20 protein-coding genes, 1 other RNA gene and 4 pseudogenes are annotated in these 23,559 nt (G+C 48.3%); 9 read left to right on the forward strand and 16 right to left on the reverse strand.

The window, feature by feature from the left end; translation table 11 throughout:
* Positions 1-42: 42 nt before the first annotated feature.
* Entirely contained in the window at positions 43-720 is a 678-nt protein-coding gene (gene ung, locus C7M51_RS12000; RefSeq protein WP_160622004.1) for a uracil-DNA glycosylase, read from the forward strand.
* Positions 721-758: 38 nt separating this feature from the next.
* On the opposite strand, the gene grpE is transcribed toward ung, so the two are convergent.
* Positions 759-1,352 carry a nucleotide exchange factor GrpE gene (gene grpE, locus C7M51_RS12005; RefSeq protein ID WP_160622005.1) on the reverse strand — a complete coding sequence of 198 codons (594 nt, stop codon included), beginning with the start codon at positions 1,350-1,352 and terminating at the stop codon, positions 759-761.
* Positions 1,353-1,474: 122 nt separating this feature from the next.
* On the opposite strand from grpE, the gene nadK reads away from it, so the two are divergent.
* The 3 genes from nadK to bamE all read left to right on the forward strand — a co-directional run bounded on the left by nadK (position 1,475) and on the right by bamE (position 4,642).
* Positions 1,475-2,353 (forward strand): NAD(+) kinase, encoded by an 879-nt coding sequence (nadK, locus tag C7M51_RS12010; RefSeq protein ID WP_160622006.1) that lies wholly within the window; start codon positions 1,475-1,477, stop codon positions 2,351-2,353.
* An 87-nt stretch (positions 2,354-2,440) separates the two neighbouring features.
* Positions 2,441-4,102 carry a DNA repair protein RecN gene (recN, locus tag C7M51_RS12015; protein WP_160622007.1) on the forward strand — a complete coding sequence of 554 codons (1,662 nt, stop codon included), beginning with the start codon at positions 2,441-2,443 and terminating at the stop codon, positions 4,100-4,102.
* Between the two features lie 183 nt (positions 4,103-4,285).
* Entirely contained in the window at positions 4,286-4,642 is a 357-nt protein-coding gene (bamE, locus tag C7M51_RS12020; protein ID WP_160622008.1) for an outer membrane protein assembly factor BamE, read from the forward strand.
* A gap of 35 nt (positions 4,643-4,677) precedes the next feature.
* Here the strand turns inward: bamE and C7M51_RS12025 are convergent, their stop codons facing one another.
* Positions 4,678-4,965 carry an RnfH family protein gene (locus C7M51_RS12025; RefSeq protein WP_141176078.1) on the reverse strand — a complete coding sequence of 96 codons (288 nt, stop codon included), beginning with the start codon at positions 4,963-4,965 and terminating at the stop codon, positions 4,678-4,680.
* The gene (locus tag C7M51_RS12030) at positions 4,958-5,392 is read right to left on the reverse strand and encodes a type II toxin-antitoxin system RatA family toxin (protein WP_160622009.1); all 435 of its coding nucleotides are present in this window, start codon (positions 5,390-5,392) and stop codon (positions 4,958-4,960) included. The genes C7M51_RS12025 and C7M51_RS12030 overlap by 8 nt, the downstream gene beginning before the upstream one ends.
* Positions 5,393-5,548: 156 nt before the next feature.
* On the opposite strand from C7M51_RS12030, the gene smpB reads away from it, so the two are divergent.
* Positions 5,549-6,031, forward strand: a complete 483-nt coding sequence (gene smpB / locus C7M51_RS12035; RefSeq protein WP_160622010.1) for an SsrA-binding protein SmpB — start codon at positions 5,549-5,551, stop codon at positions 6,029-6,031.
* 44 nt (positions 6,032-6,075) lie between these two features.
* Positions 6,076-6,439, forward strand: a transfer-messenger RNA (tmRNA) gene (gene ssrA / locus C7M51_RS12040).
* 175 nt (positions 6,440-6,614) lie between these two features.
* Here ssrA and C7M51_RS12045 read toward each other — a convergent pair.
* Positions 6,615-6,938: a DUF1493 family protein gene (locus tag C7M51_RS12045; protein WP_160622011.1), complete on the reverse strand. Its 324-nt coding sequence runs from the start codon at positions 6,936-6,938 to the stop codon at positions 6,615-6,617.
* A pseudogene (locus tag C7M51_RS22755) lies at positions 6,932-7,386 on the reverse strand (STM2901 family protein). The gene C7M51_RS12045 and the pseudogene C7M51_RS22755 overlap by 7 nt, the downstream one beginning before the upstream one ends.
* Before the next feature lie 466 nt (positions 7,387-7,852).
* Here C7M51_RS22755 and C7M51_RS12050 point away from each other — a divergent pair.
* Positions 7,853-8,065 (forward strand): annotated as a pseudogene (locus C7M51_RS12050) (phage portal protein); the annotation flags it as partial.
* Positions 8,066-8,084: 19 nt separating this feature from the next.
* Here C7M51_RS12050 and C7M51_RS12055 read toward each other — a convergent pair.
* From C7M51_RS12055 to C7M51_RS12095, 11 genes and pseudogenes are all read right to left on the reverse strand, one after another.
* Positions 8,085-8,387, reverse strand: a complete 303-nt coding sequence (locus C7M51_RS12055; protein WP_160622012.1) for a DUF1493 family protein — start codon at positions 8,385-8,387, stop codon at positions 8,085-8,087.
* Positions 8,381-8,839 (reverse strand): STM2901 family protein, encoded by a 459-nt coding sequence (locus C7M51_RS12060; protein WP_160622013.1) that lies wholly within the window; start codon positions 8,837-8,839, stop codon positions 8,381-8,383. The genes C7M51_RS12055 and C7M51_RS12060 overlap by 7 nt, the downstream gene beginning before the upstream one ends.
* Positions 8,840-8,970: 131 nt before the next feature.
* Entirely contained in the window at positions 8,971-9,117 is a 147-nt protein-coding gene (locus tag C7M51_RS22260) for a hypothetical protein (protein ID WP_167522369.1), read from the reverse strand.
* 23 nt (positions 9,118-9,140) lie between these two features.
* On the reverse strand, positions 9,141-9,320 hold the full coding sequence (locus tag C7M51_RS12065; RefSeq protein WP_160622014.1) for a hypothetical protein: 180 nt from the start codon (positions 9,318-9,320) through the stop codon (positions 9,141-9,143).
* 343 nt (positions 9,321-9,663) lie between these two features.
* Positions 9,664-9,873: a hypothetical protein gene (locus tag C7M51_RS12070; RefSeq protein WP_160622015.1), complete on the reverse strand. Its 210-nt coding sequence runs from the start codon at positions 9,871-9,873 to the stop codon at positions 9,664-9,666.
* 251 nt (positions 9,874-10,124) lie between these two features.
* Positions 10,125-10,253, reverse strand: a pseudogene (locus tag C7M51_RS22465) (DinI family protein); the annotation flags it as partial.
* Between the two features lie 148 nt (positions 10,254-10,401).
* A pseudogene (locus C7M51_RS12075) lies at positions 10,402-10,634 on the reverse strand (hypothetical protein); the annotation flags it as partial.
* Positions 10,635-10,748: 114 nt separating this feature from the next.
* On the reverse strand, positions 10,749-13,997 hold the full coding sequence (locus tag C7M51_RS12080; protein WP_160622016.1) for a type I restriction endonuclease subunit R: 3,249 nt from the start codon (positions 13,995-13,997) through the stop codon (positions 10,749-10,751).
* The gene (locus C7M51_RS12085) at positions 13,994-15,364 is read right to left on the reverse strand and encodes a restriction endonuclease subunit S (protein WP_160622017.1); all 1,371 of its coding nucleotides are present in this window, start codon (positions 15,362-15,364) and stop codon (positions 13,994-13,996) included. Before C7M51_RS12085 ends, C7M51_RS12080 begins: the two co-directional genes overlap by 4 nt.
* A complete protein-coding gene (locus tag C7M51_RS12090; protein WP_160622018.1) occupies positions 15,364-17,724 on the reverse strand; it encodes a type I restriction-modification system subunit M in 2,361 nt (786 codons plus the stop codon). The genes C7M51_RS12085 and C7M51_RS12090 overlap by 1 nt, the downstream gene beginning before the upstream one ends.
* Before the next feature lie 858 nt (positions 17,725-18,582).
* Positions 18,583-20,043 carry a sigma-54 interaction domain-containing protein gene (locus C7M51_RS12095; protein WP_160622019.1) on the reverse strand — a complete coding sequence of 487 codons (1,461 nt, stop codon included), beginning with the start codon at positions 20,041-20,043 and terminating at the stop codon, positions 18,583-18,585.
* Between the two features lie 233 nt (positions 20,044-20,276).
* Here C7M51_RS12095 and C7M51_RS12100 point away from each other — a divergent pair, with 233 nt between their 5' ends.
* Positions 20,277-21,677: an APC family permease gene (locus C7M51_RS12100; RefSeq protein ID WP_160622020.1), complete on the forward strand. Its 1,401-nt coding sequence runs from the start codon at positions 20,277-20,279 to the stop codon at positions 21,675-21,677.
* Between the two features lie 138 nt (positions 21,678-21,815).
* On the forward strand, positions 21,816-23,525 hold the full coding sequence (locus C7M51_RS12105; protein WP_160622021.1) for an amidase: 1,710 nt from the start codon (positions 21,816-21,818) through the stop codon (positions 23,523-23,525).
* Positions 23,526-23,559 lie beyond the last annotated feature (34 nt).

Raw genomic sequence — 23,559 nt, forward strand, 5'->3', positions numbered from 1 at the left:
GTCGCTACTCTGATGTTTTATTTATAAGAAAGGGAGAGTGTCATGGGCAAAGCGATAACCTGGCATGACGTACTGGCGACGGAAAAAGAACAGCCTTATTTTATTGAAACGTTGAAGACGGTGGCGCAGGAGCGTGCCGCTGGCGTGACGATCTATCCGCCGAAGGAAGATGTTTTCAACGCCTTCCGTTTAACCGAGCTGAGCGATGTAAAGGTGGTGATGTTGGGGCAGGATCCTTATCACGGCCCAAATCAGGCGCACGGACTGGCGTTTAGCGTCAGGCCCGGCGTGGCGGTTCCGCCTTCATTAATGAACATGTACAAAGAGCTGGAAAGCGATATTCCCGGCTTTCAACGTCCGAATCACGGTTATCTCGAAAGCTGGGCGAAACAGGGAATATTGCTGTTAAATACGGTGCTTACCGTAGAAGCAGGAAAAGCACATTCTCATGCCCGCCTGGGGTGGGAAACGTTCACCGATCGGGTCATTGCTGCGGTAAACGAGCAGCGCGATAACGTGGTGTTCTTGCTGTGGGGTTCGCACGCCCAGAAAAAAGGCAGCATTATTGATACGCAGCGCCATCACGTGCTGAAGGCACCGCACCCTTCCCCGCTTTCAGCGCACCGGGGATTTTTCGGCTGCCGTCACTTTTCCCGCACCAACGAAATTTTGGTGCAGCAGGGCGAGACGCCGATCGACTGGACGCCACGTCTCCCCTGACGCTATAACGCCGTGACAATGCCACGGCGTTAATAAAATCAGCCTTTAGCTTTTGCCACGGCAACCATCGCCGGACGCAACAGGCGACCGTTAAGGGTATAGCCGCGCTGCATCACCATCATCACGTGGTTCGGCGCTATCTCATCAGATTCCATCATTGACATGGCCTGATGCACATCCGGGTTGAACGGTACATTAATTTCACCCACAACTTCCACGCCGAACTTACGGACCGCCGCCAGCAGCGATTTCAGCGTCAGCTCGATACCTTCAATCATCGCGCTCAGCTCAGGGTTGCTTTTATCAGCCACTTCCAGCGCGCGCTCCAGGCTATCGATCACCGGCAGCAGTTCATTAGCGAATTTTTCCAGAGCAAACTTATGCGCTTTCTCGATATCCTGCTCGGTACGGCGGCGAATATTCTCAATTTCCGCCTGCGCACGCAGCTGAGCGTCGCGTACACCGGTTTGCAGGCCAGCCAGCTGTTCTTCAAGCTGAGCGATGCGTTCATCGCGCGGATCCACCACCTCTGCTTCAGCCTCTGGCGTCTCTGCGCTATCGTTTTGCTGCTGTTCCATTTCAATCTCGTCTGAGACTTGCTCGTTTGGTGCGTTCTGATCTTTACTACTCATGAATTTCTCCGCGTTTTGCACATTCATCTCGCTGGTTCGCTTATTATGGGGATCAGATTTATGGTTTCAAGGGAACCGGTCACAATGTCAGGGCGATTTGCCTAATAGAGGAATCCAGCATAATGAACAAACCTTTCCAGTGCATCGGCATCGTTGGCCACCCACGTCATCCTACTGCTTTGACCACCCATGAGATGCTCTGGCGCTGGCTCAGTGAGAAAGGGTATGACGTTATTGTCGAGCAACAAATCGCGCGCGAGCTGTCACTGGAACAGGTTCAAACCGGATCGCTGGCGGATATAGGGCAGCGGGCCGATCTGGCCGTTGTCGTTGGCGGCGATGGCAATATGCTGGGTGCCGCACGCGTACTGGCGCGTTACGACATTAAAGTTATCGGTATTAACCGTGGCAATCTGGGTTTTCTCACCGATCTCGATCCGGACAACGCGCAGCAACAGCTGGATGATGTGCTGCGTGGTGACTATATCTGCGAAAAACGCTTTTTGCTGGAGGCGCGGGTCTGCCGTGGCGACGGCGCGCCGCGTATCGGCACTGCAATTAACGAGGTGGTGCTGCATCCAGGCAAAGTGGCACACATGATCGAATTTGAGGTATATATTGATGAGAGCTTTGCCTTCTCTCAGCGTTCTGACGGCCTGATCATCTCCACACCTACCGGCTCTACCGCTTATTCGCTTTCAGCGGGCGGCCCGATCTTAACGCCTTCGCTTGATGCTATCGCGCTGGTGCCGATGTTCCCGCATACGCTTTCCGCCCGCCCGCTGGTGATAAACAGCAGCAGCACTATCCGTCTGCGTTTTTCCCATATGCGTAATGACCTCGAAATCAGCTGTGATAGCCAGATCGCGCTGCCTATTCAGGAGGGCGAAGACGTGCTGGTAAAACGGAGTGATTACCACCTGAGCCTGATTCATCCCAGGAATTACAGTTACTTCAATACGCTTAGCTCTAAATTAGGGTGGTCCAAAAAATTATTTTAAAAAGCGGGGCGCGCTACTTTACTGGATAAAAAACCAGTTTATACTGTACGAAAAACCATGTCTGTGTTTATGTACAGGAAGGCGCATATGCTGGCCCAACTCACTATCAGTAATTTTGCTATTGTTCGCGAGCTGGAAATTGATTTTCAACGTGGCATGACCGCGATTACCGGTGAAACCGGTGCCGGTAAATCTATCGCTATTGATGCGTTGGGCCTCTGTCTGGGCGGGCGTGCCGAAGCGGATATGGTACGTCAGGGTGCCACTCGTGCCGATCTTTGCGCTCGCTTTAACCTTAAAGATACCCCTTCTGCCCAGCGCTGGCTGGAAGAAAATCAGCTGGATGACGGTCAGGAGTGTCTATTGCGCCGGGTAATCAGCAGTGACGGGCGCTCACGCGGATTTATCAACGGTACGGCGGTGCCGCTTTCACAACTGCGCGATTTGGGCCAGCTGTTGATTCAGATTCATGGCCAGCATGCTCATCAGCTACTGCTGAAACCAGAACATCAAAAATCGCTGCTTGATGCCTATGCCGATCTTCCGCTGCTGATGCAAAGCATGGCGGCTAACTACCGTCAGTGGAACCAAAGCTGTCGTGCGCTGGCGCAGCATCAACAACAGATGCAGGAGCGCGAAGCGCGCCGCGAGCTGCTGCAATATCAGCTGAAAGAGCTGAACGAATTCGCTCCACAGGCGGGCGAGTTTGAGCAGATCGATGAGGAGTACAAACGTCTCGCTAACAGCGGTCAGCTATTATCAACCAGCCAACAGGCGCTGCATTTGCTGGCGGATGGCGACGACAGCAACCTGCAAAGTCTGCTCTATACCGCACGTCAGATGATGGGCGAACTGGTGAGTATGGATGAAAAACTGGGCAGCGTGCTGAATATGCTGGAAGAAGCGGCAATTCAAATCAGTGAGGCAAGCGACGAGCTGCGTCATTATTGCGACCGTCTCGATCTCGACCCAAACCGTCTTTATGAGCTGGAACAGCGCCTGTCGCGTCAAATCAGCCTGGCGCGTAAACACCATGTCGCACCGGAAGCGCTGCCCGCGTTCTATCAGCAACTGCTGGAAGAAGAGCAGCTGCTCTCGCAGCAGGAGAGCGATCAGGAAGCGCTGAGCATGGCGGTTACGCAGCATCATCAGGCTGCGCTGGCCAGCGCGCAGAAGTTACATGAACAGCGTGCACACTTTGCACAAGAGCTTACGCAGCTGATTACTGAAAGCATGCACGCGCTCTCAATGCCGCACGGCCAGTTTATGATTAACGTCCAGTTCAATCCCGATCAGTTGACCGCCGAAGGTGCCGATCGTATCGATTTCCGTGTAAGTACTAACCCCGGTCAGCCGTTACAGCCGCTGGCAAAAGTGGCTTCCGGCGGCGAGCTGTCGCGTATTGCATTAGCGATTCAGGTAATTACCGCCCGTAAGATGGATACGCCAGCGCTGATTTTCGATGAGGTGGATGTCGGTATCAGTGGCCCAACGGCGGCGGTAGTCGGCAAGCTGCTGCGTCAGCTGGGCGAATCAACACAGGTGATGTGCGTCACTCACCTGCCACAGGTGGCAGGCTGTGGTCACCACCATTTCTTTGTCAGCAAAGAGACTGATGGCGCGATGACCGAAACGCATATGCAGCCGCTGGATAAGCGTGCACGCCTACAGGAACTGGCGCGTCTGCTCGGCGGCAGCGAGGTAACGCGCAATACGCTGGCGAATGCTAAAGAGCTTTTAGCCGCCTGATATGCACTTTTTTACATTCCTGCGGTCATATGCTTGCTCTGTAAAGGTTTCCAACTGCGGTCAGGTTTATTATTATCGACAGCTTGTCGCCTGAATGAATACCATGACCGCAGGCTGAGTTCAGACCGTGCTGGCACCCGACTCGCCTGAGAAAGGCGTTGAGCCCAAAAAAGGAATGTATAGATGCGCTGTAAAACGCTGACTGCTGCTGCAGTGTTACTTCTCATGATGACTGCTGGCTGTTCCACTCTGGAGCGCGTGGTTTACCGTCCTGATATCAATCAGGGTAATTACCTGACCTCTACCGATGTCGCTAAGCTGCGCGTTGGCATGACTAAACAGCAGGTCGCTTATACGCTGGGTACGCCGATGATGAGCGATCCTTTCGGCAGTAGCACCTGGTATTACGTATTCCGCCAGCAGCCTGGCCATGAAAAAGTTTCTCAACAGACGCTGACGCTGACTTTCGACAGCAGCGACGTACTGACCAACATTGATAATAAACCGAACCTGAGCGGCACCAACCTTAACGATCGTTAAGCTGCCGTAGATGTAAAAAAGGCGCTAATGCGCCTTTATTTTTTCGCCGAGCGTTCCGCTCGCTGACGTCGCAGCTCTTTAGGATCGGCGATCAGCGGACGGTAGATTTCTACGCGGTCGCCTTCATTCACCTCATCCTGTAATTTTACCGGACGACTATAGATACCGATCTTATTTTGCGTCAGATCGATATCGTGACGCAGTTCCAGTAAACCCGATGCGCGTATCGCCTGCTCCACGCTGCTTCCCTCTGCCAGTTTAACCTGACGCAGATACTGCTTTTCAGGCAGCGCGTAAACCACTTCAACCGTAATATCAGGCACGATATACCTCTTTCGCCCGATGCGTAAAAGCCTGAACCATACTGTTTGCCAGTTCTTTGAATATACGTCCGAAGGCCAGCTCAACCAACATATTGGTAAATTCAAACTCCAGATTGAGCTCAACCTTACAGGCATCGTCACCCAGTGAAGTAAACGTCCATCCGCCAGTTAGCTTACGGAACGGTCCATCTACCAGCTGCATGCGGATACTCTGATTATCCGTCAGCGTATTACGGGTTACGAATGTTTTGCTGATACCAGCTTTAGAAACATCCACCGATGCTGTCATTTCCTGACCAGAAGCGGACAGCACGCGGCTCCCCGTACAACCCGGCAGGAACTCCGGATACGCATCGACATCGTTAACTAACTGGTACATCTGCTTCGCGCTGTAGGGCACAAGTGCAGAACGGCTAATCTGGGCCATATTGTTTCCTGTCATTCATAAACGTACAAATAATAGCATTTTCAACAGTCAAACAAAAATTCTCTACGGCGCAAGGCGTGCTAGAATAGCTTTTTTCCCGGCAGCGATGGGTCGGGGATGCGATTAACACTGGTCTGATGTAAACTAAGTTGCACTATGACAAAGAAAAAAGCACATAAACCCGGTTCTGCCACTATTGCCCTTAACAAACGCGCCCGCCACGAATACTTCATTGAAGAAGAGTTCGAAGCGGGGCTGGCGCTACAGGGATGGGAAGTTAAATCACTCCGTGCCGGTAAGGCCAACATTAGCGACAGTTATATTCTGCTGCGCGATGGCGAAGCTTATCTGTTCGGTTCAACCTTTCAGCCGCTGGCGGTCGCATCAAGCCATGTGGTGTGCGATCCCACACGCAACCGTAAACTGTTGCTGAACCAGCGCGAGCTGGATAGCCTTTATGGTCGCGTTAACCGCGAAGGCTATACGGTAGTTGCGCTCTCGCTCTACTGGAAAAACGCCTGGTGCAAGCTTAAAATTGGTGTCGCACGCGGTAAGAAACAACATGACAAACGCGAAGATGTGAAAAACCGCGAATGGCAGCTGGATAAAGCACGTATTATGAAGAACGCCCATCGCTAAGCGCTGGATTCATCAATTGATTTTTGCTATACTTATTGATTCTTGGGGCTGATTCTGGATTCGACGGGATTCGCGAAACCCAAGGTGCATGCCGAGGGGCGGTTGGCCTCGTAAAAAGCCGCAAAAAAATAGTCGCAAACGACGAAAACTACGCCCTAGCAGCTTAATAACCTGCTTAGAGCCCTCTCTCCCTAGCCTCCGCTCTTAGGACGGGGATCAAGAGAGGTCAAACCCAAAAGAGATCGCGTGGATGCCCTGCCTGGGGTTGAAGCGTTAAATTTAATCAGGCTAGTCTGTTAGTGGCGTGTCCGTCCGCAGCTGACCGGCGAATGTAAAGACTGGACTAAGCATGTAGTACCGAGGATGTAGGAATTTCGGACGCGGGTTCAACTCCCGCCAGCTCCACCAAATAAAACAAGGGGTTACGTGAAAACGTAGCCCCTTTTTGTTTGCCATTGTCCACATCGCGTCCACTGGGCCTTAGATGCTGCTTAGCCAGTCCAATGGTTCACTCAGCAATGGCGATTAGTATCGTTACGGTCAGCAGCTGCGGTGCATGATAGCTTGCACGCATAAATGAACATCAGTCATACAACCATTTTCCAGCCTTAACTGACTCTACAAACATGCTTATTGTTAGTGCTTTTTTATCCTGTACAGGTGCTTTTCGTGAAAAAAAACCTTTTGTTTCCCAGGGAAAATAACGGTGAAGATTAAAATTACTATCATCAGTTCCATACTTCCCGAAAACAACTTCCGCCATCTGCTTAATATCATCAGCCTCATAAGTGTCTTGAAGCGGCTCAAGTAAATTAACTTCTATTTTGCGAAAAGTAATATTAGTGACTAATGGCAGCTCATTAAGGAGAACGTCCACGATATCTTTATTTGATAATGTGTTTACCATATCCGATCCTCTTTACGAACTATCTTATTGAAGTGGCACATGGTGTTATAGCTTATCATAGACACATCTGTAGCCAGTATTGCCCATCCCAAAACAGGTACAGAACGTCCGACAAATGCCCCTAAATTATTTACCCAAAAAATCTTTATTCCTCTTAACGAGAGCGATTTATTAGTAAGAGTAGGTAATACTCTGCATTGAAATTTATAATTTAGATGTTTTCTTAGTAAAACTGTTGCCGGTGACACACCAGGAGTAACGGTAGACATCTTGCCAGGAATTTCAATGCTGCTATGTCCTAACAAGACAAAAGCAGCTCAAACTATATCCTGAACCCCGAATTGTTTCTCAATTTCAACAATCATGCCCCAAAAAAGTAATTCATACTTCCTTAGTTCAAAAAGCCTTTGTAAAAATATCCACCGTTGAGAGTTTCTACTGTATCCATGTTATTCATTCTCCAATCATATCCTGGATTTCTTATCATGTTTATGGTTGTTTACATAAGCCATTTACCTGCGGGAACATTGCTATAGATTTCACTATCGAGCCTCATCTAAGTCCCTGCTGTAGCTGGTTTTCTAAATTTTTCTACACGAGGCACCAGCCCGAAACGATCCACGCAATTCAAAATAACAACTTAAAAATCAAAAATTTATATTTTAATGTTATTTTAAATACGAACCTGTTACTGAAAAAAACTGTAATTCTTTTCAACCGTTTCAGTTGCGGTTTTCCTACAGAAGCCCAGCGTCAACGCGGGCTAGCGGGCGTTTTGTAAAAAAAGAAAACTGAAATATTTTTTTGACCAGAAAACTACAGGCGGGTGCGGTGTAGTGCCGTTTTCGTCACTTCCCTCGTGGTTTCGTGGTGCTGTCGCCTCACTGGCGTGATTCTGACGCGACGCTCCGAAAATGGCAGCGCACCGCGTGCCGCCGCAGATGATGGGCACTATTCCCAACAATACCGGCGGCTTTGGCGATGTGGAAAAGACCAGCTGCCGTCTTTGTCCGCAACGAGCTGATGCCGTTGCAGAAATGACTGCTGGAGCTTAACGACTGGCTGGGCGAAGAATGATATGGTTCGCCCCATATAGCCTCGAACCAGCAGACACCGGAGCAGAGTGAAAAAGCGCCCACGGGCGCTTTATTTATTTCCCAGCCAGTGCCCAGCCTCAGCAGAATCGATCAGTAACTGGACGGTAAGCGGATCATGTTTTTTGCTAAAATCATCGGGAAAATATTGCTGAAAGTTTATTTCCTCAGGATCAATACCAAACCTTTCAGAATACTTTTCAAGTAAGTCATATGCATCAAGTGGATCCATACGAAAATCCTTATTCAAGTCAGTATCGTGTCTAAGTGGGTAGCGCCGAAGGGTAAGAAGGCTTCTTCCATTGTATTCAGACAGAAGCGCATAAACCGCCTGCTCAATATCCAACTTTACCATATCTTGTCTTCCTTATTGGCAATCCGATTATAGCGTACCATAGCTTGATAACCGATTTGGGTAACATCACCTGCCAGTATTACCCAGCCCACAACGGGAATAGTACGCCCAACAAATGTGGAAATTTTTGATGTCATAATCCGTTTGACGTCAAAAGGATTGGCAGGATTCTGAATCCAGGTAGGCAGACGGAAAGGAAGCCGTATATCTCTTAATAACTTTCTTGAATATTGTGAAGCATAACTTGTACCGGGCGTAGCATTTCCTAATTTACCCCGGACGGCGATGTTATTCTGACCGCTATAAATTGCTGCTGCTGCCAGAACATCCTTCGCCCCAGTGAAATGTTCAGCCGTTACGTCAATCATAATCCAGAAGAATAACTCCCCGGCACTAAGATTTGTCAGCCCACCGTAGAAATACGTTCCATTAAGCTGTTCAGTAGTATCCATTACCTTCACCTTTCGCTATATGCTGTTAAAATCTTATACACATATGACCGAACGATTGCCACCCCTGATAGAGCTTCAACCACATCCAGCTTTGAAGCTGCCAGCGTGCCGGATATTGCGCCGGATTTTTATCATTTCCCCCGTTGCGTGCGCTCGTATCCCGCCGCCCCTGCCCGCTTTATGTAGCGGTTTTCATACACCTGCATGACATAAGCAAAAGCCCACCAGTTCTGGCGGGCCTCAGCAAAAACGATCCTCAAACGATCATGCAATTTCATGCGCCATAGCCATGCACTTACGCTTACTTCACCAGTCGCCCGGCAATGAGCGTAACGCCAACAGCAATAATCACAGCCAGAATCGGCCAGAAACCCGGCAGTATGAGGTACGCGCCGTATGACAAGAGAACAATCAGCGCCAGGCTAACACCGGTAGCGAGATAAATTTTTAAGTCAAAAATCAGCTGGTCTTTTATTTTCATTTTAATAATTCAACAGCTCGCTAATTATTTTATAAACATCCTGTTCTGTTTTGTGTGGTGCTGTCAAATATTTTCCCAGTACCGGCTCAACATAAAACCAGAACGTTTCTACCCGATTGAACGCCAAAATATCATGGAGCACATAATCTGTTCGCCATAATTTCCTGGCACACTTTGTGCGATCCTGAAGGATTCCGTAATGCTCAACTACTGTTAATAAAATTGCGCGCCTGGATACCGTCTTATATATATTAATCCCCGGACGCCTTGTTATAACTGCAGATGCAATACTATACGCTACCGTTTTTTTAGCTACGCTGCCTGACGCGATTAATACAGCACGTTACATCAGGTCAACATGCAAATCATTTTTTATTTTTTGCATCACAGCGCGAACATCGGCTTCAGATAACGGCAGTAATAAATATTCAATAAACAATGTGAATATCAGAGCGCAAACATCACTTCGCTGATAGCCATGCAAAATTGATTGCAACTCATTATAATCCTGACGACGTAACTGATGGCATATTCCTTGATAGTCGTCAAACAAACATGAGCTATACCATGTAATTCCCCCCCCCTAAATAAAGATCTTTCCAAACATCTTTAGTATTGTTCCTTACAGCAACATAGGCGCGGCTTAATACTTCTGCCAGATGTGCATCTGGCACGTCTTCGCTCATCCATGAATTGTATTAACATTATATTGTACTCTAAATAGCAAATATCCAGAACTCAAGAAAACAATAAATTACAGATGAGTCAATTAAATTAATGACATCAAGTTAATGACTAATTCTACCCATGACGCATGCGAATTGCTGTTTCAGGAAAATCTTGGCATAAATTTCTGCACAGCTCTTTTTCAAACGCAACCAATATTGTCTGGTTAATTTTTTGTTCTTTATCAATTATTATTTCAACACGCATACCACCCCCTTATTCCTTTTAAACTAATTAGCAGGGCATATTATTCAGCTGTATTCACGATCAAGAATTTTTAACGTTACATCATTGAGCAACTCAGAAAACCACTGAATCGCAGGCATTTCTTATCGTCGCTACATTCGCCAACATTAGCAGCTAATAGTTTATCAAACTGCAGACGCTGCTGATCCGAAATATTCTGTTTGTATGCTGTTTTCCGCTTCGGTTTTACCAGCCTTAACCTGGCTGTCAGCTCCCGCCGTTCCTTCTGGCCCATGGTGTGGAGATATTCCTGCAGCTCCTTCTCATCCATGGTTTTAATAGCGGGTAAATCCCCCCTGATTTGTTCAGGTTTTCAACAGGGGGACAGTTATTGCCACGAGTCCGATCCACAGAAACATCAGCAAGAACAACTTCGTAGTTCGCTTGAAGCTAAGACCAATACATATATCTTCAGAGAATTCAGCATTTCCTACTCCACTCCTTGATGAAAAAGCGTTAAGCCCCTTTCAACATATCAAACACTACCCGAGCAAAGCCTTTCGCCAGTTCAGGATTAGAGAGGTACTGCACCATCATCTCCTGCTGGGCGTCGTTACTGTCCATTACGGCATCATCAATAGCTTTCGGAAAATCGCCCAGCATCGCCTGTTCGCGCGTATTGTTCGCGATCTGGGTCATCACCGCCTGGTTTTCTGACAGCTTGTCGCGCACCGCGAAAGCATAATTGATCATGTCTTTATCGGTCAGATTATCGGTGACGAACAGCTCGTTAAGGCGAGCCAGGATATTTGACAGAAACTCCTCTTTCTTGTCCTTCGGCTTTGCCGTACCGACATCATTACCCGGTTTGATTTTGTAGTCTTCAGCATCTTCTTGTAGCTTCAGATGCTGTTCATGGAGCTTCGACAGGCGGTAATGGCTCATCTCGACGTTACTTAAATCAATTTCATCTTCTTCGATACGTTGCTCATGCAGCAACGGACGCAGGTGACGAGCAAACAGGCTCAGCTTTTCCAGGTTTTTGTCATCGTAATCGACGATTTGTGACATAAACTCGTAAAAGCGAACAAAGCTGCCGAGATCTTTCTTGAAGATATCCAGCTTACTTTTTTCTTTTTCGCAGTCCTTGAAGGTGTTTTCCGCATTGGTGATCAGTACAACATCGCCAGTCTTCCTGGTACGCTCAAACATCTCTTTGGCCAGCACATACGCATCAATCGCCGAGATATAGCGATGTTTCCAGCGCTCCACCGCAGGTTTGCAGATATTGCTAATGGCGGCATTGGATTTGTTTTTGCTGAAGAACACCTCGCAGAACTGCTCCACTTCGTTCCACAGGAAAATACCGCTGGTTCGCAGCTTTTCATATAGCTCAAAGACAAGTTGCGGATCGCTGACATCCGTCAGCTCTGCTGTCTGGTAGTACGGCTGGAAAGCACCTAAAATCTCGTCGGGCTCGTTGTAGAAATCGAGCACAAATGTGCCGGATTGCGCCTTCCCAGGATAGGTACGGTTCAGGCGCGACAGCGTCTGTACGCACTCCACGCCCCCCAGCTTTTTATCCACATACATGGCGCACAGCTTGGGCTGGTCAAAACCGGTCTGGAATTTGTTAGCCACCAGCATCACCTGGTAATCATCAGTATCAAACGCTTTACGCATATCCCGGCCTTTCAGTCCGGGGTTCATATTGATCTCAGTGAACTTCTGATTGAGCAGCGCAAAGCTATTATGATCATCTTCATCGAATTCCACTTCCCCGGAGAATGCCACTATCGCACTGATTTTGTCGTACTTTTGCTCGACGATGTATTTATCGAACGCCAACTTGTAACGCACCGCCGCCTTACGCGAGCTGGTTACCACCATCGCTTTGGCTTGTCCACCAAGCAGGTGCATAACATGCTTACGGAAGTGCTCAACAATCACCTTCACTTTCTGCGACACGTTATGGTCGTGCAGCGAGACCCACTGGTTCAGTTTGATTTTAGCTTTTTTGCTGTCCACTTCCCGGTCAGGATCGTCCAGCTTTTGCAGCAGCTTATACGCCACCTTGTAATTGGTGTAGTTCTTCAGCACATCAAGAATAAAACCTTCTTCGATAGCCTGACGCATGGAGTAAACGTGAAACGCTTCCGGTTTGTTCGTTTTAGACGCCGGTTCCTGCGGATTAGGACGACGGCCAAACAGCTCCAGCGTTTTGGCTTTCGGCGTAGCGGTGAAGGCGTAATAGTTGAGGTTGTTGCTGCCTTTACGTGCGGCGACGGTGGCATCCAGAATATCTTCTGAAGACATTTCCACATTGTCATTCGTTTCTTCGGTCATCAGCACTTCTTTCAGCTGCCGCGCGGTAGAGCCGCTCTGCGAAGAGTGTGCTTCGTCGGCAATCACCGCGTATTTGCGCTGCTTGAGGCTGACGCTGTTTTCAATCGCCTTCAGGACAAACGGGAAGGTCTGAATGGTGACGATGATAATCGGCTGTGAGTTTTCCAGCGCGCTGGCCAGCTTTTCCGATTTAGAACCGTCGCCTTCTTTGTTATTGATACGTCCAACCACGCCATCCTGATGCTCAAACTGATAGATGGTGTCCTGCAGCTGATCGTCGAGCACGGTGCGGTCCGTCACCACAATCACCGAGTGGAACTGCTTCTCGCCATTTTTATCGTACAGGCGGGAAAGCTGGTGGGCGGTCCAGGCGATAGAGTTCGATTTGCCCGACCCGGCACTGTGCTGAATCAGGTATTTGTTGCCGGTGCCCTCCACCGTGGCGGCAGCGATCAGTTTGTTCACTATATCCCACTGGTGATAGCGCGGGAAAATCAGACTCTCGCTTTTGTATTTCAGGCCAATAGCGTTCTCTTTTTCTACGATTTGCAGGTGCATAAAACTGGCGAGAATTTTCAGCAGATTGTCCGGCAGCAGCACCTCCTTCCACAGGTAGCTGGTGGCGTAGTCGTTGGCATCTTCCGGGATGTCGTTCCCCGCACCGCCGTCATGGGTGCCTTTGTTAAACGGCAGGAAGAAGGTTTTATCGCCATCGAGTCTGGTCGCCATAAATACTTCATACTGGCTGACGGCAAAGTGCACCAGCGCGCCGCGTTTGAAGGTCAGCAGCGGTTCAGGTTTATTGGTGCCTGGGTCCTTTGGCAAACGCGTTTTCTTATATTGCGTAATGGCGTTTTGCACGGTCTGCTTAAATTCAGACTTCAGTTCCAGCGTCGCTATCGGCAGGCCGTTAACGAACAGCACCAGGTCGATACGCCATTTCTTTGCCTTAACGCCCGTTTCTTCAAACGCGGCGTTCGACGCGTGCGGGCTGTAAACCAGCTCCGGCACGAGGCGGCAGATATTCTGTTTGTAGCGCGTCAGGGTTTCCGGATTGAGGTTATGTTCCGGCTTAAACTGGCACAGCGAAAAACGCGCGTTATGGCTTTTGATGCCGTGACGCAGCACGCCGAGCGTACCGTAGGTGCGCGAAAGCATATCAGTGGCGTTGATATCCGCTTTTTTTAGCTGAGCCACCAGCGCATCGAGGAAATGACGCTCGGTATCGCCAGGGTAAATTTTGGCAAACTTCTCCCACTCCTGTGGCTGCGTGGTTTGCACAAAGGTCAGCGCATCCTGGGAATACAGCGCGCGTTCGCGATCGTAGCCGTGAATTTTGCCGCGAATCCAGCCTTTTTCCTCCATCTGAGTGATTATCTCATCCTGGAAAATCAACTCCTTAGTGCTGTCCATGCTCATGCGGCGACCTCCTGTGGCTCCTCAATGTCCTGCGTATCCGGGGCATCCCAATCGCGGACGTCGATTTTCCCGGTGACGGCGGCAGAGATGAGGGCGGTGCGTCGTTCCTGGAGTAAGGCAACTTGATTAGAACTCAGTTCTTCAGTTTTTTTTAATTTTTCGAGTTGTAGCTTTATAAATTCCAGAATTTCCACCCTTTCCTCAACTGGAGGGATAAGCAATGGAGTTTCTTTGATGTTCGTTGATGAAATAGATGCAAGGTTTGTACTTTGCTTCGCTACTCGATAGAAATGAAATTTTGCATAAGCTGCTCTTGTAAGCATATCTAGCCAATCTGATTCGATACTTTGGGGGCGAATGGCAAAAACATGATTTTGATGAATGCAATTATCAAGTGGTGCCGACCAGACCGCACCACGGCCCAGCTGGTCATTATCCCCACCCTCATTCATCAATACGTCACCATTGCGAAGTAAATATCGTTCAAGTTGGCTTGGTTCAATATCTATGGCATGTACATCCTCAAGATCAAGATAACCATCTTGGACGTTAGCAACACGAAGCATAGGTACGGAGATACTACTTTTTCCTGTCAGATCTTTCCCTTTAGGTATTCCTGACTGCAGGCTTGCCGTATGTTTTAATCTACGTACAATCCAATGCTCCGGTACCTCCCCCAACCATTCAACACCAGAATCTTTCATCGGCACGTCAGGGTTTAGCCCTTTGGTGACGGCATGGCTAATCACTGCCTGGCGCTTTTCTTTCAGCAGTTCAATCAGTTGCTGCTGTTTCTCGATCAGGTTATCGATTTTTGCGGTTTCGTGATCGAGGAAACTGTATATTTTTTCCTGCTCAATCTTGTCTGGAAGCAGAAGTTCAATACTTCTAAACTCATCAGGATCTAAATCCCATTGATTGACTCGAATGCCTTTGGAACGACTCAAATATTGGGTGACATAGATGGGGTTACGGAGCAGATAATGTACATACTTTGGATGCGCCAACTCAAAAAGAATTTTATTGGGTCGGTAAACAAAGTACGCAGGGCTAACTATTCCTTCATACTCTGAAATTGCGATTGATCCCTGCCAAGCCTTCATTTTATTCATGACCAAATCATTTGGTTGAACCAATTGATAAGGTGATAAATCTTCTGAAGGCTTATTATTGTTATCACCCCTGCTAGATTTGGGTATGACACCATAGTCTCGATAAACAGAAAGTAATTCCTTCTCTGTATATCCGGATCGCTTAGTCCGGGAGAACAATCTTGATATAGATATAGTTTTCCAGTGACCAGGAATTTTTCCCAGCCACTCAACCCCAGAATCCTTATACTCTGGATACGCCTTATACTTAGCCATCAGGAATGTACCTCCTGCAGCAGCTTCATAATCTCGGCGCTGACCGCATCCAGATCGGCATCAATCTCTTTGAGCGGGCGCGGTGGCTGATAGACGTAGAAATGGCGGTTAAATGGAATCTCGTAACCGACAATCCCCACCTCGTTATCTTTTGCATCGCGCTTATCGGCGTTGATCCACGCGTCATTCACGTGCGGCAGCACTTCAGACTCGAAATAGTTTTCAATCAGATCGCTGGTAGATACCGCCGGGTTCAGCGGCACGTTTTCGTTATCGCGCAGCTCGCCGTCCTGTTCGAACTCAACCACTTTACCCTTGTACTCAAACGCACCGTACAGCGGCTGAGCGGCTTCTTTCAGCACCTTCTTAACCACCGGCTCGGCATCCGGGTTTTTCGTGGTGATAGCGTCGATAAACTGCTTGTTCTCTTTCGCATCCAGCCTCACGCCAGCAGTTTTGGTGGTATCTTTCAGGGTCAGCTGGAACTGGTTGAAGTCATTGCTCACCCGCGTTTTCCCACCAGCCTGTTCACCTAAGGCTTCCTGAATCTGCTGCGCTTTAGTCATTAACTCGCGCTGTGCCAGCCACAGTTTGCTGTCTAGCAGGTCTTTAATCTGTTTCTCTTTCAGCTCGGCAAATTCAGCTTTAATGATGGCGCGCGCTTCTGCTTCCAGTTCAGAGAAATCACCATAGGTATCCTCCTGCCATTGGGATGCGAACTCTTTATACAGGCGTTCCATCGGCGCATTAAACGGCTTCGGCGCAAAGCGCAAAGTTGTAATCGCCTCATCGGTCACCTGTGCGGATAAACGCAGCGGGCGTTCAATGGTCAGGCGGCGATAGCCAAAGTCGGTGCTGTTAAAGATTTTGCTGGCGAAGGTTTTCGGCGCTTCGGTTTTGGCGGTGGATGGCTGACGGCCACGGTTAGACTTTTGCTCAGCGGCTTTTTCCAGACCCAGTTTTTCCAGGGTCGTGGCATCCACCATCTTAAAATCACCGAAGGTCTGGGTGATCAGCCTGATATCGTCTTCGCCCATCAGGTTACGCTTGGAACCCAGCGATTTACGCATTTTACCGCACAGGTTGGTGCCATCAATCAGCTGTACTTTGCCTTTACGCTCAGGCGCTTTCTTGTTGGAGAGGATCCAGACGTAGGTGGCAATGCCGGTGTTATAGAACATGTCCGTTGGCAGCGCGACGATGCCTTCCAGCAAATCGGCTTCCAGAACGTAGCGACGGATTTCGCTTTCGCCGCTGCCCGCACCACCGGTAAACAGTGGCGATCCGTTAAGGATAATCCCGATACGCCCGCCGTTGCTCAGGGTACCATCCATATTGTGGTTGTCGCGCATTTTGCTGATCAGGTGCAGCAGGAACAGCAGAGAACCGTCGGAAACACGCGGCAGGCCTGGGCCAAAGCGACCGTTAAAGCCTTTCTGCGTATGTTCGTCGTTAATTTCGCTCTCAATCTTCTTCCAGTCCACGCCAAACGGCGGGTTAGAGAGCATGTAGTCGAACTGGTCCTGCGGCAGCTGATCGTTAGAGAGGGTGTTACCCAGCTTAATACGGCTGACGTCCTGGCCTTTGATCAGCATATCGGCTTTACAGATAGCGTAGGATTCCGGGTTCAGCTCCTGACCAAAGGCGCGCATTACTGCTTTTGGGTTCAGCTCGTGCACATACTCCATGCCCGAAGAGAGAAAGCCGCCGGTCCCGGCCGTTGGGTCATAAATGGTACGTATGATACCGTCCTGCGTCAGGGCTTCATCATCTTCCATAAACACCAGCGAGGTGGTCAGACGCACGATATCGCGTGGGGTAAAGTGCTCACCAGCGGTTTCATTAGAACTTTCCGCGAAACGACGGATAAGTTCTTCAAACACCAAGCCCATTTCATAGTTGGAAATCGCTTTCGGGCTCAGGTCAGTGGTAGCAAATTTCGTCACCACTTTAAACAGCAGGTTGGCATCTTCCAGCTGGCCGACAAACTCACTGAATTTGAAGTGCTCAAAGATTTCACGCGCCTCCGGTGAAAACGCCTGTACGTAGCTTTCCAGGTTGGCTTTGATGTCGTTCTGACCCATCTTGCCCAGATCCATCTTCGAGGTGTTGAAGAAGGAAAGCCCGCTGGCGCGCAGCAGGAACTTCTCTTTAGCATCTTCCGGCAGTGGACTGGTTTTTAATTCATCATATTTCGCCACCACCGCGTCTTTGGTCTCCGCCAACACACACTCAAGACGACGCAGCAGCGTAAAGGGCAGGATCACGCGCCCGTACTGAGACTGTTTAAAATCACCGCGCAGCAGATCGGCCACCGACCAGATAAACGCAGCCGTTTGAGAAAAGTTAGTGTTAGTCATGAAGCCCTCGGAAGAAATAGCAGCCCTGGAGCAAAATGCTCGGGCAAAAATTCAGTTCTGGCATGCAATGCGCAAACTAATATCTGCTACAGGGTCTATCGCAACCGATATGGGACAAAGAAATGCTCAGGCTCAGGAGGCCAATGCAATATTATCAATGGCTCAGAAGTGTTTACATTATCTGTGGCGATTCAACAGAGGAGTAAGCATCTGTTTTGCCAGTCCCTGGCTCCGATACTCGGGTAACACATCAAATGCGGCCAGACGTGCTTTGTCCATTCTGCGGGTTACGATGGCTATGTAAGTACCCCTGCAAAAGAACCATTCACTTTTAGAGATCTTTCAACCTACTGATCATGTTCCCTGAGGAGCTCATGACCTGCCCCCAGTATTAAACACAATAGTCAGTTAGTAATGTCGTTTTGTTTTTCTTCATATTTTCCATTTCGCCATCCTGCTGCAAATTCAGCTGGAGTCTGGTAATCCAGCGATGAAGACATTACTAACATCGCGATGTATTAATCAACGGGCAACAGGCCAGCACCACTCATCGCGCCTGACAGACATAAAAAAGCCCGCCTAATGCGGGCCGTTCCTGATAACGCGATCTGACTATCCAATAACAGGCTTATATTTCGCCTGTAACCCAGCAGCACTGCACCTGTCGTGCCGTTAGCGCTGGCGTTTTACGGCACGCCTGTATGCTGTGGATCTGACTGGTCATTTGTTACACCAGCGATAACACAACATCCAGCGTTTCCAGATACGTTATCCTGTTATCCCTCATAAATTTTTATTGACCAGATTAGGTCCAGGCAACGCATATTTAATGCATTTTGGTTGTACCAAAGCTTTTCATTAATTATCATTCTTTTTTTCTTCCAGACTAAACATAATATTATGTTTCTTTACTTTGTATTGTAAAGCCCCTCTGGAAATTCTCAATATTCTTGCTGCCTTAGCTACGCATCCATGGGCATCTTTCAACGCTTCGATTAAAAGCTGATATTCATAGGCTTCAAGCTTATCATTTAGCGTTGCGCTTTGAGCAATCGCGCTTTCACCGCAACTTTTATGCTGAATGGGTATCTCCGTATGCGAATCTGTAGAAAATCCGGTACTTACTTCAGCTTCACTATTAAAAATAAGCTCATTAAGCGGCCCCGGTTGTTTTTGAAGTATCAGACTACGAACAATAACGTTTTCCAGCATCCTTACATTACCAGGCCAGCTGTATTCAAGAAGCTGTTTTTCAACCGACGCAGGGAATGGATATACCTGCATGTTGCTGCTTGCCTGATGTTTCATCATAAAATGGCGGGCTAGCGGAATTATTTCATCTTTTCTTTCCCGAAGAGGAGGAATAACCACCATACCGATTTCCAGCCTGTAAAAAAGATCGTCACGTAATCGTTTCTGTCTGATCATTTCGTAAGGTGATTCATTCATAGCTGCAATGATACGAATATCTGATTTTAGTTCTTTACTCCCCCCTACTTTCCAGAAAGTTTTTTCCTGGAGAAAACGAAGTATTTTTCCCTGTATATCAATGGGCATTGCATTTAATTCATCCAGAAACAATGTTCCACCATTGGCAAGCTCCAGGTAGCCTCTGGTATTTTCTGCACCAGTGAACCCCCCTTTTACGGTGCCAAACAAAGTACTTTCAATTAACGTTACCGGCAAAGCTCCACAGTTAAGCGCGATAAAAGGCTTATTACGACGTGGGCTGTGCCTGTGCACAAAACTGGCCAGCAGTTCTTTCCCGGTCCCGGTTTCACCAATGATCATAACCGGAACATTACTTACCGCCAGCCGGGATGCACGATCGAGCACATGCCGCATTGAGTCTGAATTATGAACAATCTCAGGTTGCTCACCTTTCTCATTACAGAACAGTTTTTCATTCAATACTGTTAAATGACGTTGCAATTTACGAAAACGCGAAAGATCTTGTCCCGACTCGATCACGCCAATAACCGTGCCCGCAGAATTAAATAAAGGAACCGTAGTATGTTGATAATCAATCAATTTACCACTAGGTGTAAAATAACTTTTTTGATGATTGATTGATTCCTCTTCATACTGCAAAGCTTTAAGCATTTCATTATCATCCGCGTCAATAGACGGGAAGGCGGTCAGCATATGCTTGCCCAATATGTCCTTACGCTGACACTCATCCAGGTCCGCATTTTCCTGATTGTAATAAACATGCTTTCCTGCGGCATTCAGTATCGAAAAAGGTTGCCCAAGCACATCGAAAAAATGACCAAATACTTTAATTGCGGTATGCAGTTCGGGATCAATATCACTGTTCATTTTCGTTTCCTGCAAATCGATTAACATTAAGCAAAGTGCTTAAATTTAAGCACACTGCTGAATATTAGTCATTAACCTGATCTCTCGCCTCTATATAATTCAATAAGTTAGGTAATAAAATTTTATGGCACAGGCATTGCTATATAAGCTCCGTGATTTAAAGAAATAAACAAGAATTTATTAAAGGCATACCGGAAAGAATCATAAACCACCAACTATTACAGGACTTTCTTATGGAATCAAATAACTGTAAAGGAAAGATGGGGATATCACAAATAGCACTATTTTGCATGTGTGCCGTGATTGTCCTCGAAACGCTTACTGCTTCGGCTTCAATAGGCCCCAGTGGCCTGTTCTGGTGGGGAGTAACATTAATATTTTTTATTGTCCCTTATTCCCTCATTACTTCAGAACTTGGCACAACCTATCCTGCTGAGGGTGGGATATATGACTGGATACGCAGGGCCTTTGGCGCGCGTATGTCTACCAGAGCGGTTTATTTATACTGGCTGGCTGGTGGACTTTGGATGCCTGCTGGCTATATTCTTTTTGCCGGTATGTTTGCTCGCGTTTTTATGCCGGAACTATCTCTGATGTGGCAAGTGGTAATTGTTCTGGTTATGAGTTGGCTGACCATTGCCTTTATTAATTTTAAAACCAGTGTCGGTATCTGGCTAACAGTATCCGGCGCCATTTTTAAAATTACGGTAATTATGATCCTCGGCGTTGCTGGGTTCTATCATATGTTTATGCATGGTCCGGCTAACGAATTTTCCCTACACACGATGCTTCCTTCCGCTTCCTCAGGCATCGGATTCCTGGCGGTAATTGTTTATAACCTTGTCGGACTGGAACTGGTTGCCTGCATGGGGAAAGAGTTACGCAATCCAGTACGAGATATGCCCAGAGCCATCCTTCTTGCTTCACTGGCCATTGCCTTCCTTTATGTGTTTGGATCTATGGGGATTTTGATGGCTATCCCACTGGAAAACCTGAATCTGGTTTCCGGTATTGTCGATGCGCTTGGCCCACTGCTTGGGGAAGGTAGCCCATTAATTATCCTGGTGTGCGTCTTTTTCATGCTTTCGATTATTGGTAATCAGGTTACCTGGGCGATGGCTCCCAGCCGTGCTGCTGCGGAAGCCGCCAGGGAGGGAGAGCTACCTGCTTTCATTGGTCGCTGGCATCCTAAAAATAATACACCGTACTGGGCTAACCGCATTCTCGGCATTGTATCTACCATCATTACTCTGGTTTATGCATGGTTTGCTCAGGGTGATAACGCTAATATGTTCTGGTCTGTATTCTCTTTCTCCAGCGCCTGTATCATTATTAGTTATCTTCTGTTTTTCGCTTCATTTATTAAGTTACGTATTTCCGATAAAACAACTCGCAGACCATTCAGAGTACCAGGCGGAATGCCGGTTGCTATAAGTTGCTCACTGCTCTGTATGTTATTTATTTTTATGTGCGCTATGTTATTCATTTTCCCTGACTTACCGAAGGGCATTATTCAATGGAGCCATAGCGGTCCAATTTTAACAGGCGTAATCATTGTTTTGGTAGTGGGTGATATTATTATCCGTCGTGCCGAAAAAACACATGCAGGGCTAACGCATTCCGTAAAAAATTAATGTAATACACGATAAAAATATAAATAATATATTCGACCAAGGAGTCGTGCTTATGAAAAGACACTATAAGAATTGTGATATATCGTCCCAGAACAGCAATATCTGTCAAACGTTTATTTTTATGCAGGAGATGGCAGCATGATCGAAGTAACTGAGGTTTCTATTGCCGAATTGCGCAATGCGCTCGAGTCTGGTCGTACTACAGCTGTCGAACTGGTTAAAGCCTATTTTGCACGCATCGATGCCTATAATGGCCCAGAGACAGAAACAAAGTTGAATGCGGTAGTGGTACGTAACCCGGATGCAATCAAGGAGGCCGAAGCTTCCGATGCGCGTCGTGCCCGCGGTGAGGTGCTGAGCCCGCTGGATGGCATTCCCTATACCGCCAAGGATAGTTATTTGGTCAAGGGGCTCACCGCCGCTTCTGGTAGCCCTGCGTTCAAAGATTTAATCGCCCAATACGATGCGTTTGCCGTCGAACGTCTGCGCAACGCTGGCGCTATCTGCCTGGGTAAAACTAACATGCCACCGATGGCTAATGGCGGTATGCAGCGAGGACATTATGGACGTGCAGAAAGCCCATATAATGCCCGCTACCTTACCGCACCATTCGCCTCCGGCTCTTCGAATGGTGCTGGCACGGGTACCGCTGCAAGCTTTTCCGCTTTCGGTCTGGCGGAAGAAACATGGTCCAGCGGACGCGGTCCAGCGTCAAACAACGGTCTGTGCGCCTACACGCCGTCACGCGGCGTGATTTCTGTGCGCGGTAACTGGCCCCTGACACCGACAATGGACGTGGTAGTACCATACGCCCGAACCATGGCCGACTTGCTTGAGATTCTTGATGTCGTGGTTGCAGACGATCCGATTACCCGTGGTGATCTGTGGCGTTTACAGCCCTGGATAAAAATCCCTAAAGCTTCGGAAGTACGCCCGGCATCTTACCTGGATCTTGCCGTCAAAGCCGACGCCCTGAAAGGCAAACGCTTCGGTGTCCCGCGTATGTTCATCAACAAAGACGAACTGGCTGGCACCAGTGAACATCCTGGTATCGGAGGCCCAACTGGTCAACGTATCAACACTCGCGCATCGGTAATAGACCTTTGGGAAGATGCACGAAAAACTCTGGAAGCTGCGGGAGCGGAAGTAGTAGAAGTAGACTTCCCGCTGGTCTCAAACTGTGAAGGTGACCGTCCCGGTGCGCCGACCGTATTCAATCGTGGAATTGTTTCACCTGAATTTCTCAATGATGAGCTCTGGGAATTATCCGGCTGGGCTTTCGATGAATTCTTACGCGCAAATGGCGATCCCAAACTAAATAAACTGGCTGATGCCAATGGGCCACAGATCTTCCCGCACGACCTGGGCACCCTGCCGAACCGCGAAGGCGATCTTGCGGCAGGCATGGAAGAATACGTTAATATGGCCAAACGAGGCCTCAAATCGTACAACCAGATCGATAGCGTGCCGGACGGCCTGCGTGGCCTGGAGAAGACCCGCAAACTGGATCTGGAAGACTGGATGGACAACCTGAAACTCGACGCCGTGCTATTCCCAACCGTCGCTGATGTTGGCCCGGCAGATGCTGATGTCAACCCGGCATCGGCCGATATCGCCTGGAGCAATGGGGTTTGGGTTGCTAACGGTAATCTTGCCATTCGCCATTTAGGTGTCCCAACCGTTACCGTACCGATGGGTATAATGGCCGATATTGGTATGCCAGTAGGCCTGACTTTTGCCGGTAGGGCTTATGACGACAATAACCTGTTGCGTTTTGGTGCAGCCTTCGAATCAACCGGTAGCAAACGCATGATCCCCCCTCTTACTCCACCGCTCGCTAATCAATAGCCAGCAACACATTGATAAATGTGTAAGTAATGCC

Origin of the sequence: Mixta intestinalis (assembly GCF_009914055.1) — a bacterium.
Lineage (GTDB): Bacteria > Pseudomonadota > Gammaproteobacteria > Enterobacterales > Enterobacteriaceae > Mixta > Mixta intestinalis.